Origin of the sequence: Streptomyces luteireticuli (assembly GCF_041519305.1) — a bacterium.
In the GTDB taxonomy this organism is placed as follows: Bacteria; Actinomycetota; Actinomycetes; order Streptomycetales; family Streptomycetaceae; genus Streptomyces; species Streptomyces luteireticuli.
Map to the genome: position 1 here is coordinate 6,082,501 of NZ_CP167927.1, position 12,382 is coordinate 6,094,882.

The window sequence follows — 12,382 nt, forward strand, 5'->3', positions numbered from 1 at the left end:
GAGGCCGACAGGCGTAGTCGATGGACAACCGGTTGATATTCCGGTACCCGCTTTGAAACGCCCAATATCGAATCAGGCGATGCTAAGTCCGTGAAGCCGTCCTGGATCCTTCGGGTGAAGGGAAGTGGTGGAGCCGACGGACCAGACTTGTAGTAGGTAAGCGATGGGGTGACGCAGGAAGGTAGTCCAGCCCGGGCGGTGGTTGTCCCGGGGTAAGGGTGTAGGCCGTGTGGTAGGCAAATCCGTCACACGTTAAGGCTGAGACCTGATGCCGAGCCGATTGTGGTGAAGTGGATGATCCTATGCTGTCGAGAAAAGCCTCTAGCGAGTTTCATGGCGGCCCGTACCCTAAACCGACTCAGGTGGTCAGGTAGAGAATACCGAGGCGTTCGGGTGAACTATGGTTAAGGAACTCGGCAAAATGCCCCCGTAACTTCGGGAGAAGGGGGGCCATGTCCGGTGATGAGTCTTGCACTCTGAGCTGGGTGTGGCCGCAGAGACCAGCGAGAAGCGACTGTTTACTAAAAACACAGGTCCGTGCGAAGCCGTAAGGCGATGTATACGGACTGACGCCTGCCCGGTGCTGGAACGTTAAGGGGACCGGTTAGCTCCATTTCGGTGGGGCGAAGCTGAGAACTTAAGCGCCAGTAAACGGCGGTGGTAACTATAACCATCCTAAGGTAGCGAAATTCCTTGTCGGGTAAGTTCCGACCTGCACGAATGGCGTAACGACTTCTCGACTGTCTCAACCATAGGCCCGGTGAAATTGCACTACGAGTAAAGATGCTCGTTTCGCGCAGCAGGACGGAAAGACCCCGGGACCTTTACTATAGCTTGATATTGGTGTTCGGTTCGGCTTGTGTAGGATAGGTGGGAGACTGTGAAGCATGCACGCCAGTGTGTGTGGAGTCGTCGTTGAAATACCACTCTGGTCGTGCTGGATGTCTAACCTGGGTCCGTGATCCGGATCAGGGACAGTGTCTGGTGGGTAGTTTAACTGGGGCGGTTGCCTCCTAAAGGGTAACGGAGGCGCCCAAAGGTTCCCTCAGCCTGGTTGGCAATCAGGTGTTGAGTGTAAGTGCACAAGGGAGCTTGACTGTGAGACCGACGGGTCGAGCAGGGACGAAAGTCGGGACTAGTGATCCGGCGGTGGCTTGTGGAAGCGCCGTCGCTCAACGGATAAAAGGTACCCCGGGGATAACAGGCTGATCTTCCCCAAGAGTCCATATCGACGGGATGGTTTGGCACCTCGATGTCGGCTCGTCGCATCCTGGGGCTGGAGTCGGTCCCAAGGGTTGGGCTGTTCGCCCATTAAAGCGGTACGCGAGCTGGGTTTAGAACGTCGTGAGACAGTTCGGTCCCTATCCGCTGTGCGCGTAGGAGTCTTGAGAAGGGCTGTCCCTAGTACGAGAGGACCGGGACGGACGAACCTCTGGTGTGCCAGTTGTTCTGCCAAGGGCATGGCTGGTTGGCTACGTTCGGGAGGGATAACCGCTGAAAGCATCTAAGCGGGAAGCCTGCTTCGAGATGAGGACTCCCACCCACTTGATGGGGTAAGGCTCCCAGTAGACGACTGGGTTGATAGGCCAGATATGGAAGCCGGGTAACCGGTGGAGTTGACTGGTACTAATAGGCCGAGGGCTTGTCCTCAGTTGCTCGCGTCCACTGTGTTGGTTCTGAAACCACGAACAACCATTGCCGGTTGTTGATATGTTTCGTAGTGTTTCGGTGGTCATAGCGTTAGGGAAACGCCCGGTTACATTCCGAACCCGGAAGCTAAGCCTTTCAGCGCCGATGGTACTGCATGGGGGACCGTGTGGGAGAGTAGGACGCCGCCGAACTATTATTCAAAAAAGCTCTGGTGTTTGAACTACGGTTCAGACGCCGGAGCTTTTTTGTTTTCGTGATGCGGTACGGAGCGTCACGTCCGGTTAACCTGGCGCCTCCACCATCCGCAGGTATGGGGACACAGGAACTGCTGTTGGCGGCCGGCGTGGGCTCCGGTGACGAGGTCGTGGTGCCGTCGTATGCCACGACGGCCGCCGCGGAGGCCGTCCGTTCGGTGGGTGCGACACCGGTGTTCGCGGACATCGATGCCGCGAGCTACTGCCTTGCCCCCGCCTCCGTCGCCGCCGCGGTCACCGCCCGGACCGCGGCCATCGTCGTCGCCGAGCTCTTCGGGCACCCGGCCGATCTGGCCTCCCTCCGGCTGGTCACCGCCGCCTGCCCCTTGCCCGTCATCAACCACATCGAGCCGTCCGGCATCGGCCGGGCAGCGGACCGTGATGCCGCCCGTCGGCGGCGGATGAACGCCGCCTGTCTCGACGCCCGGCTGACGGGTGTCCTGACTCCCGTCGTCCCGCCGGGGATTGAGCACCGCTTTCACTCCTATGTCGTGCGCGTACCCGGCAATGGAAGGCCCGACCGGGACGCCTTCGCGCGGGCGTTGCGGTCCCGTGGAGTGGACTGCCGGGTACCCGTGAAGACGCCGGTGCACCGAATGCCCCCGTTCCGGCGGGAGTTGAGGCTGCCGCAGACCGAACGGGCGGTCGACGAATGTCTCGCCCTGCCGGTCGGAGCCGGTATGACGCGGCGTGAGCTGCATCGGGTCGTGTCGGCGTGCAACGCCTTGGGCGGGCTTCTGCCGTACGGTGCCGCCGCTTAGCCCCGGGCTACTGGTCAAAAGTACGTCCGAACATCAGGTATGCTTTATCTCGTTGCCGGCCCCAATAGCTCAGTCGGCAGAGCGTCTCCATGGTAAGGAGAAGGTCAACGGTTCGATTCCGTTTTGGGGCTCCATAAGGAAAGGCCCCCGCCACTCGGCGGGGGCCTTTCCTGTATCCCGGGGCAGCATCCCGGGCCGGTCGTATTTCAGTGGTCCAGCGCTTCCGGCACCCGCATGGCGAGGATCGCCATGTCGTCGGAGGCCGGTTCCGCCGCGAAGCGTTCGACGGCGCGGAGGATGCGGGCGGAGACGGCGCCGGCGGTCAGGCCCGTGCAGGTGGTGAGAACGTCGGCCAGGCCGTCGTCCCCCAGCATGCGGGTGCCCTCGCGGCGCTCGGTGACGCCGTCCGTCACGCACAGCAGGACGTCGCCCGGGTTCAGGGTGACCGTCTGCTCGTACAGCTCGAGGTCCTCCATGACGCCCAGCAGCGGCTGGGGGTCGGCGGCGGTCGACACCGTGCCGTCCTGACGCAGGCGCAGCGGCAGCGGGTGGCCGGCACAGACGACCTTCAGCAGGGCGCTGCCGTCCTCCTGGGGCCAGAGCTCTCCGTAGAGAAGGGTGAGGAAGCGGCTGCGGGCGCCCTCGTCGAGGATCGCCGCGTTGAGCCGCTCCAGGACCGCCGGGCCGCCGAAGCCCTCGCGGGCGAGCAGGCGCAGGGCGTGTCGGGCGAGGCCGGTGACGGCGGCGGCCTCCGGGCCCGTGCCGCAGACGTCGCCGATGGCGAAGCCGTAGGCGCCGTCGCGAATGGGGAACAGGTCGTAGAAGTCGCCGCCGACCTCGTTGCCCTCGCCTGCCGCGCGGTAGATGACGTCGACCTCCACGCCGGGCACGTCCGGGAGGCCGGGCGGGAGCAGGCTGCGCTGGAGGCTCTGGCTGATGGCCGTGCGCTCGCTGTAGAGGCGGGCGTTGTCGAGCGCGAGGGCGGCGCGGCGGGAGAGGTCCTCGGCGAGTTCGAGGATCTCCTGGCGGAAGTGGTCGTCGGTGGGCTTGCCGAGGGTCAGCATTCCGATGACGCGGTTGCGGGCGACGAGGGGCAGGACGACCGTCTCGCCGCCCACCGCGGCCGCCGTGGACAGCGAGATGCCGGGGCCGGGGGAGTGCTCGATGTCGCCGGCCAGGCCGACGGTGCGCAGGGAGGTGCGCAGCGCGCCCTTGTGGGCGGCCTCGGAGGGGGCGGGCCAGGGGCGTGCGCCGGGGGTGGGGACGGGGTCCGGCGGGGCGACCTTGACCAGGAGCGCCTTGAGACCGTCGATCAGGTCCTCGTCCTCGTGCAGGACGTAGGAGAGTTCGGGCTCGGAGGACTGGTCGGCGATGGTGTAGACGGCGCACCAGGTGGCGAGGGTGGGGACGGTCATCTGGGCCATGAGGGCCAGTGTCTGGTCCCGGTCGAGGGTGCCGGCCAGCAGGTCGGAGGCCTCGACGAGGAAGGAGAGGGAGCCGCGGCGCAGCCGTTCCAGCTCGCCGAGGCGGGCGGACTCGACGGCGAGGGCGATGCGGTCGGCGGCGAACTGGAGCCGCAGGGCCTCCTCGTTGCCGTACCGGTGGGGTGCCTCGGCGGCGACGCCGAGCGAGCCGGTGAGGCGGCCCTCGACCTTGAGGGGGACGGTGACGACGGAGCGCATCCCGGTGTCGGTGAGCAGGGGGACGGCGCCGGGGACGGCGTTGAGGTCGTCGTGGACCGAGGGCATACGGGCGGAGCCGTAGCGGCCGGTGCCGGCCTCGACGGGGACGCGGGCGAAGCGCTGGCGGGCGGAGGGCAGGCCGGTGGAGGCGCGGACCTCCAGCTCGGTCTCGTCGTCGGTGGCGAGGAGGAGGTAGGCGGAGTCGCCGTCGAGCATGTCGCGGGCGCGTTCGACGGTGCGCTGGAGCAGGCCGTCGAGGTCGTCGGGGGCGGGGGAGCCGATGAAGACCTCGAAGGGGTCGGCGGAGCCGGAGCGGTCGGTGCCGGATTCGCCGCCGGCGCGCGGCGGGCTCTGGAGCACGGCGCGCTCGGCGTCGCGCACCAGGAGGCAGACGGTCGAGGGGGCGCCGACGGTGTCGCGGACGCGCAGGTGGGAGGCGTAGACGGGGATGACGCGGCCGTCGGCGCCCCTTATGCCGTACGAGCCCTCCCAGCGGGAGAGCCGCAGGGCCTCCGCGATGCCGGTGGAGGTGCCGGGGGTGTGCGGCCAGGCGGCGAGGTCGGCGAGGGGTTTGCCGGTGACCTGCTCCGCGGTGTAGCCGAAGAGGTGCTCCGCGTCGTCGTTCCAGGCGTTGATGTGGCCGGTGCCGTCGATCTGGATGACGGCGACGCGCACCCGGGCGTCGGCGAGCGGCAGGGCGGCCGCGGGGAGGGCCGGGCCGGCCGAGCGGGTGCCGGCGGGGCGGTCGTCGAGGTCGAGCCGGAACCACACCTTTTTATGGGTGGAGCCGTACTCGACGCCCCAGCGGGCGGCCAGGGCCGTGCACAGCATCAGTCCGCGGCCGCCCTCGCGGTCGATGCCGCCGAACTGGCGGGCCGGGGACTGGAGCGGCAGCTCGCGCTCGGGATAGCGGTCGCTGACCTCGATGCGGACCCCGGCGTCGGTGCGGACGCACAGCACCTCGGCGGAGGTGCCGGCGTGCACGACGGCGTTGGTGACCAGTTCACTGGTCAGGACGACGGCGTCGTCGATGATGTCGGGGAACCCCCACCCCTGCAGTGTGTCGCGGACGAAGGCACGGGCCGCGGCGACGGAACGCCCGACCGGCTCGAAAGTGGCGGTTGCCCGCGCGGTGATCACAGCACTCCCCATTGGCCTCTCATCGCTCCCCCGAGTCCTGTGCCCGATTCTCATGACGGCGATTCGTCCGCCAGGCTAAACCGTCGGCACCGGCGATGGGGAACGGAGCCGGGCAATTCAGGAGTGAATGCGGGGGCGGGACCGTACGGGCTTTCCCGCCCGGAATGCCGGGGGAGAAGGGGGTCGGCGGGGCCCGGGAAGCCGACGGATGTGGGGTGGTCCGCGGTGATGTGTCCCGAGGTCCGGGGAGTGCCGCCGGGATGTGCGGCTCATGGTGGGGCACCGGGCAGGTTTTCTGTTCGGCTTTAACGAGTGGCCTGCCAGCTGGTTACGCTCTGACGGGCAGCCGCTCCGGTGCGCTCGGGTGAAACACTGGGAAAGCTGGAAGCGAAAACCCGACGAGGATCAGCGACCCTGCGGGAGGGACACGGTGGAGTCTGGCGGAGCGACGCGGGGCACGAGCACGCGCGCGAAGGGCGGACGGTCCCGGCCCCAAGGGACGACGGAGGTGGACACGGCGGCCCTGCACCGGCTGCTGTCGGCGCTGGAGGCGATGCGGGACGGGAACTTCCGCAAGCGGCTGACGGTCTCGGGCGACGGTGTGATGTCGGAGGTCGCGGCGGTCTTCAACGAGGTCGCCGACCGCAACCTCCAGCTCACCGGGGAGCTGGCGCGGGTGCGCCGGGTCGTCGGGCGGGAGGGCAAGCTGACCGAGCGGCTGGAGGTCGGCGGCTGCGAGGGGGCCTGGGCGGCGGCGATCGACGCGTCGAACGCCCTGGTCGACGACCTGGTGCGGCCGGTGTCCGAGGTGGGCCGGGTGCTGTCGGCGGTGGCCGAGGGCGACCTGGAGCAGCGGATGGACCTGCGCTCCCAGGCGGCGGACGGGACGGCGCACCCGTTGCGCGGTGAGTTCCTCAAGGTGGGGCGGACGGTCAACGGGCTGGTGGACCAGCTCTCGGCGTTCACCGACGAGGTGACGCGGGTGGCCAGCGAGGTCGGCACCGAGGGGAAGCTCGGCGGGCAGGCGCGGGTGCGTGGAATGTCGGGTTCGTGGAAGGACCTCACGGACTCCGTCAACACGATGGCCTCGCGGCTCACCGCTCAGGTGCGTGATATCGCTTTGGTGACGACGGCGGTGGCGAAGGGCGATCTATCCCGGAAGGTCACGGTTCATGTGGCCGGGGAGATGCTGGAGCTGAAGAACACCGTCAACACGATGGTCGACCAGCTCTCCTCCTTCGCCTCGGAAGTGACGCGGGTGGCCCGGGAGGTCGGCACCGAGGGCGAGCTCGGCGGGCAGGCCCGGGTGCCGGGGGTGGCCGGCGTCTGGAAGGACCTCACCGACTCCGTCAACCTCATGGCGGGCAACCTCACCGCCCAGGTGCGCGGGATCGCGGAGGTGACGACGGCGGTCGCCAACGGTGATCTGTCGCGGAAGGTCACGGTGAGCGCCCGGGGCGAGATCGCCCAGCTCGCCGAGACGATCAACCAGATGACCGAGACGCTGCGCACCTTCGCCGACGAGGTGACGCGGGTGGCCAGCGAGATCGGCGCCGAGGGGCGGCTGGGCGAGCAGGCGCAGGTGCCGGGTGCGGCGGGTACGTGGAAGGACCTCACCGACTCCGTCAACAACGCGTTCCGGAATCTCACCGCGCAGGTGCGGGACATCGCGCAGGTGACGACGGCGGTGGCCAACGGCGACCTGGGACAGAAGGTCACCGTCGATGTCTCCGGCGAGATGCTGGAGTTGAAGAACACCGTCAACTCGATGGTGGACCAGCTCCAGTCCTTCAGTGCCGAAGTGACGCGCGTGGCACAGGAGATCGGTGTCGAGGGCGAGCTCGGCGGTCAGGCGGCGGTGCCGGGTGCGGCGGGTACGTGGAAGGACCTCACCGACTCCGTCAACACGGCCTTCCGCAACCTCACCGGACAGGTGCGCAACATCGCGCAGGTGACGACGGCGGTGGCCAACGGCGACCTGGGGCAGAAGGTCACCGTCGAAGTGTCCGGCGAGATGCTCCAGTTGAAGAACACCGTCAACACCATGGTCGATCAGCTGTCGGCCTTCGCCGACCAGGTCACGCGCATGGCGCGGGACGTCGGTACGGAGGGCCGGCTGGGCGGTCAGGCGCGGGTGCCCGGCGTCAGCGGCACCTGGAAGGAGCTGACCGACTCGGTCAACTTCATGGCGGGCAACCTCACCTCGCAGGTGCGGCAGATCGCCCAGGTGACCACGGCGGTGGCGCGCGGTGACCTGTCACAGAAGATCGATGTGGATGCCCGGGGCGAGATCCTGGAGCTGAAGAACACCATCAACACCATGGTCGACCAGCTCTCCGCCTTCGCCGAGCAGGTCACCCGGGTTGCCCGGGAGGTCGGCACCGACGGCCGGCTGGGCGGTCAGGCGCAGGTGCCCGGCGTCGCCGGCGTCTGGCGCGACCTGACCGACTCAGTCAACGGCATGGCCGGCAATCTGACGGCGCAGGTCCGCAACATCGCCCAGGTCGCCACGGCGGTGGCGCGGGGTGATCTGTCGCAGAAGATCGATGTGGATGCCCGGGGCGAGATCCTGGAGCTGAAGAACACCCTCAACACCATGGTCGACCAGCTGTCCTCGTTCGCCGAGCAGGTCACGCGGGTGGCCCGCGAGGTGGGCACCGAGGGCATCCTGGGGGGTCAGGCGGAGGTGCAGGGCGTCTCGGGCACCTGGAAGGACCTCACCCAGTCCGTCAACTTCATGGCGAACAACCTGACGTCGCAGGTCCGCAACATCGCCGAGGTGACCACCGCGGTCGCCATGGGCGACCTGTCGAAGAAGATCACGGTGGACGCGAAGGGCGAGATCCTCGAACTGGTCACCACCGTGAACACGATGGTCGACCAGCTCTCGGACTTCGCGGAGCAGGTGACGCGGGTGGCCCGCGAGGTGGGCACCGAGGGGCAGTTGGGCGGCCAGGCCCGGGTGCGCGACGCCACGGGCATCTGGAAGGACCTCAGCAACAACGTCAACCTGATGGCCACCAATCTGACCAGCCAGGTGCGGAGCATCTCCCAGGTGGCCGCCGCGGTCGCCAACGGCGACCTGACCAAGAAGGTCACCGTCGAGGCCAGGGGAGAGGTCGCGCAGCTCGCCGACACCGTCAACAGCATGGTGACCACGCTGTCGTCGTTCGCCGACGAGGTCACCCGGGTGGCCCGGGAGGTCGGCACCGACGGCATCCTGGGCGGTCAGGCCCGGGTGCCCGGGGCCAGCGGCACCTGGAAGGACCTCACCGAGTCGGTGAACTCGATGGCCTCCAACCTGACAGGCCAGGTCCGCAACATCGCGATGGTCACCACCGCCATCGCGCAGGGCGATCTCACCAAGAAGATCGACATCGATGCCCGCGGTGAGATCCTCCAGCTCAAGACGACCATCAACACGATGGTGGACCAGCTGTCGTCCTTCGCCGACCAAGTGACGCGGGTGGCCCGCGAAGTGGGGACGGAGGGGCAGCTGGGCGGCCAGGCGCGGGTGCGCGACGTGGACGGCGTCTGGCGCGATCTGACCGAGTCCGTCAACGAGATGGCCGGCAACCTCACCCGTCAGGTACGGGCCATCGCCGAGGTCGCCACGGCCGTGACCCGCGGCGACCTCAATCTGCGGATCGACGTCGCCGCGGCCGGCGAGATCCTGGAACTCCAGGACAACATCAACACGATGATCGCCAACCTCCGCGAGACCACGCTCGCCAACAAGGAGCAGGACTGGCTCAAGGGCAATCTGGCCCGCATCTCCGGGCTGATGCAGGGCCGCCGCGACCTGGAGGACGTCGCCCAGCTCATCATGAGCGAGCTGACCCCCGTCGTCTCGGCGCAGCACGGGGCGTTCTTCCTGGCCATGCCGACCGCGGGGCAGGACGGCGGCAGCGGGGAGGACGCGTACGAGCTGCGGATGCTCGGTTCGTACGGCTACTCCATGGGCTCGATGCCCACGTCCTTCCGGCCCGGTGAGTCGCTGATCGGGACGTCGGCCAAGGAGAAGCGCACGATCCTCGTGGAGAACGTGCCCACCGGCTATCTGAAGATCGCCTCCGGGCTGGGGGAGGCGTCGCCGGCGCATGTCATCGTGCTGCCGGTGCTGTTCGAGGGGCAGGTGCTCGGCGTCATCGAGCTGGCGTCCTTCCAGCAGTTCGCGCAGATCCAGAAGGACTTCCTCAGCCAGATCGCCGAGATGATCGGCACCAGCGTCAACACCATCAGCGTCAATACCAAGACGGAGATGCTGCTCAAGCAGTCCCAGGAGCTGACCGAGCAGTTGCGCGAGCGGTCGGCCGAGCTGGAGAACCGGCAGAAGGCGCTGGAGATCTCCAATACCGAGCTGGAGGAGAAGTCCGAGCGGCTGGCCCGGCAGAACCGGGACATCGAGGTCAAGAACACCGAGATCGAAGAGGCCCGGCAGGTGCTGGAGGAGCGCGCCGAGCAGCTGGCGGTCTCGATGCGCTACAAGTCCGAGTTCCTTGCCAACATGTCGCACGAGCTGCGCACGCCGCTCAACTCGCTGCTGATCCTGGCGAAGTTGCTCGCGGACAACGCGGACGGCAACCTCTCGCCGAAGCAGGTCGAGTTCGCCGAGACGATCCACGGCGCCGGGTCCGACCTGCTCCAGCTGATCAACGACATTCTGGACCTGTCGAAGGTCGAGGCGGGCAAGATGGACGTCAGTCCGACCCGCATCGCCCTGGTGCAGCTGGTCGACTATGTGGAGGCCACCTTCCGGCCGTTGACCGCGGAGAAGGGGCTGGACTTCTCCGTCCGGGTCTCGCCGGAGCTGCCCGCCACCCTGCATACCGACGAGCAGCGGCTGCTCCAGGTGCTGCGCAACCTGCTGTCGAACGCGGTGAAGTTCACCGACTCCGGCGCCGTCGAGCTGGTCATCAGGCCGGCGGGCGCGGACGTCCCGGACTCCATCCGCGAGCAGCTGCTGGAGGCGGGCGTGCTGCGCGACGCCGACGGCGAGCTGATCGCCTTTTCGGTCACGGACACCGGCATCGGCATCGCGGCCAGCAAGATGCGGGTCATCTTCGAGGCGTTCAAGCAGGCGGACGGGACGACGAGCCGCAAGTACGGCGGGACGGGGCTCGGGCTGTCGATCAGCCGGGAGATCGCCCGGCTGCTGGGCGGTGAGATCCACGCGGCGAGCGAGCCGGGCCGGGGCTCGACCTTCACCCTCTACCTGCCGCTCAACGTGGCCGAACTGCCGTTGGAGGGCTACCCGCAGCAGCCGGCCGAGGGCGACGCGGGCGGCCGGCGGGCGCTTCCGGCGGCGGGCGCGCCCCTGGAGGGCGAGGAGCAGCTGCCGGAGGTGCCGGCGCGCGGTGCGGCCGGGCTGTTCCTGCGCCGCCGGAGGGCCGCGCAGCAGCAGGCCGTCGCACCGGCGCAGGGCACGGCCGGTGCTGCCGGCCGGGGCGCGGCCGCGGCACAGGCGCCGGCCGTGTCGCAGGAGTCCTGGGTGGAGGTCGGCGCGGGCGGCGGTGCGGGGGCCGGCGGCTTCCACGGCGAGAAGGTCCTGATCGTCGACGACGACATCCGCAATGTGTTCGCGCTCACCAGCGTGCTGGAGCAGCACGGGCTGACGGTGCTCTACGCGGAGAACGGGCGCGAGGGGATCGAGGTGCTGGAGCAGCACGACGACGTGGTGGTGGTCCTGATGGACATCATGATGCCGGAGATGGACGGCTACGCCACGACGGCCGCGATCCGCAAGATGCCGCAGTTCGCCGAGCTGCCGATCATCGCGCTCACCGCGAAGGCGATGAAGGGCGACCGGGAGAAGAGCATCGACGCCGGGGCTTCCGACTATGTCACCAAGCCCGTTGACACTGATCAACTCCTGGCGGTGATGAAGCAGTGGATGCGCGCAGAGTGACAACTGCCCGACCGATCACCGACTGTTTGCTGATCGACTGTGGCCGGTGACGTGTGGGACCGCGGCATTCCGGGAACTTTCACGTACCCCGCCGCGTTTCCTCTCCGTGCGCAGTGACATCGTGGTGACAGGGTGTGGTGACGGGCGGGGTGCGGCTACCATGACCGGCACAAGGACGGGCGGCGCAAGGGAGTCGTCCCCTGGGGCGGCGCCCGGTGCACTTCCGGGGCGAGGAGGACGGGCCATGGTGCAGAAGGCCAAGATCCTCCTGGTCGATGACCGGCCGGAAAATCTGCTCGCGCTGGAGGCCATCCTCTCGGCGCTCGATCAGACACTGGTGCGGGCATCGTCAGGGGAGGAGGCGCTCAAGGCGCTGCTGACGGACGACTTCGCGGTGATCCTGCTGGACGTCCAGATGCCTGGCATGGACGGCTTCGAGACCGCGGCGCACATCAAGCGGCGGGAGAGGACCCGGGACATCCCGATCATCTTCCTCACCGCCATCAACCACGGTCCGCACCACACCTTCCGCGGCTACGCGGCCGGTGCGGTGGACTACATCTCCAAGCCTTTCGACCCCTGGGTGCTGCGCGCCAAGGTCTCGGTGTTCGTCGAGCTCTACATGAAGAACTGCCAGCTGCGCGAGCAGGCCTCGCTGCTGCGGCTGCAGATGGAGAACGGCCAGGCGGGCCGTACCGCGGCCGGTGAGCCGCCGGAGACCGCGGGGCTGCTCGCCGAGCTGTCGGCCCGGCTGGCCGCGGTCGAGGAGCAGGCCGAGGCGCTGTCCAAACAGCTGGACGAGTCCGCCGACGCCGCGGCCGTCGCCACCGCCGCCCACCTGGAGCGCAAGCTCAACGGGCTGCGGCGCGCGCTGGACGCCCTGGAGCCGGGCGCGGGCAGCAGCGTTCCCCCGGTGGCGTCACAGACCTGACGAACCACCCCATGAGTGATGCGGCGTCAGTCCACGCGCTGAAACGGCATCACACA

Annotated in this window: 4 protein-coding genes, 1 tRNA gene and 2 rRNA genes (1 of these 7 cut by a window edge); 6 read left to right on the forward strand and 1 reads right to left on the reverse strand. The window is 68.1% G+C overall.

Annotation, left to right across the window (positions count from 1 at the left end; all coding sequences use genetic code 11):
* From AB8735_RS27435 to AB8735_RS27450, 4 genes are all read left to right on the forward strand, one after another.
* Window positions 1-1,650 (forward strand): 23S ribosomal RNA (locus AB8735_RS27435) (it extends 1,473 nt beyond the left edge of the window).
* 74 nt (window positions 1,651-1,724) lie between these two features.
* Window positions 1,725-1,841: ribosomal RNA gene (rrf, locus tag AB8735_RS27440) — 5S ribosomal RNA — on the forward strand.
* A 119-nt stretch (window positions 1,842-1,960) separates the two neighbouring features.
* Window positions 1,961-2,665, forward strand: coding sequence for a DegT/DnrJ/EryC1/StrS family aminotransferase (locus AB8735_RS27445; protein WP_372410024.1), 705 nt, complete (start codon window positions 1,961-1,963; stop codon window positions 2,663-2,665).
* A gap of 58 nt (window positions 2,666-2,723) precedes the next feature.
* A tRNA-Thr gene (locus AB8735_RS27450) sits at window positions 2,724-2,799 on the forward strand.
* Between the two features lie 72 nt (window positions 2,800-2,871).
* Here the strand turns inward: AB8735_RS27450 and AB8735_RS27455 are convergent.
* Window positions 2,872-5,499, reverse strand: coding sequence for a SpoIIE family protein phosphatase (locus AB8735_RS27455; RefSeq protein WP_372410026.1), 2,628 nt, complete (start codon window positions 5,497-5,499; stop codon window positions 2,872-2,874).
* 418 nt (window positions 5,500-5,917) lie between these two features.
* Between AB8735_RS27455 and AB8735_RS27460 the strand changes: the two genes are divergently transcribed.
* Together AB8735_RS27460 and AB8735_RS27465 are read left to right on the forward strand one after the other, a co-directional pair.
* Window positions 5,918-11,395, forward strand: coding sequence for a HAMP domain-containing protein (locus AB8735_RS27460; RefSeq protein ID WP_344020039.1), 5,478 nt, complete (start codon window positions 5,918-5,920; stop codon window positions 11,393-11,395).
* 244 nt (window positions 11,396-11,639) lie between these two features.
* Window positions 11,640-12,326: a response regulator gene (locus AB8735_RS27465; RefSeq protein WP_344020037.1), complete on the forward strand. Its 687-nt coding sequence runs from the start codon at window positions 11,640-11,642 to the stop codon at window positions 12,324-12,326.
* Window positions 12,327-12,382 lie beyond the last annotated feature (56 nt).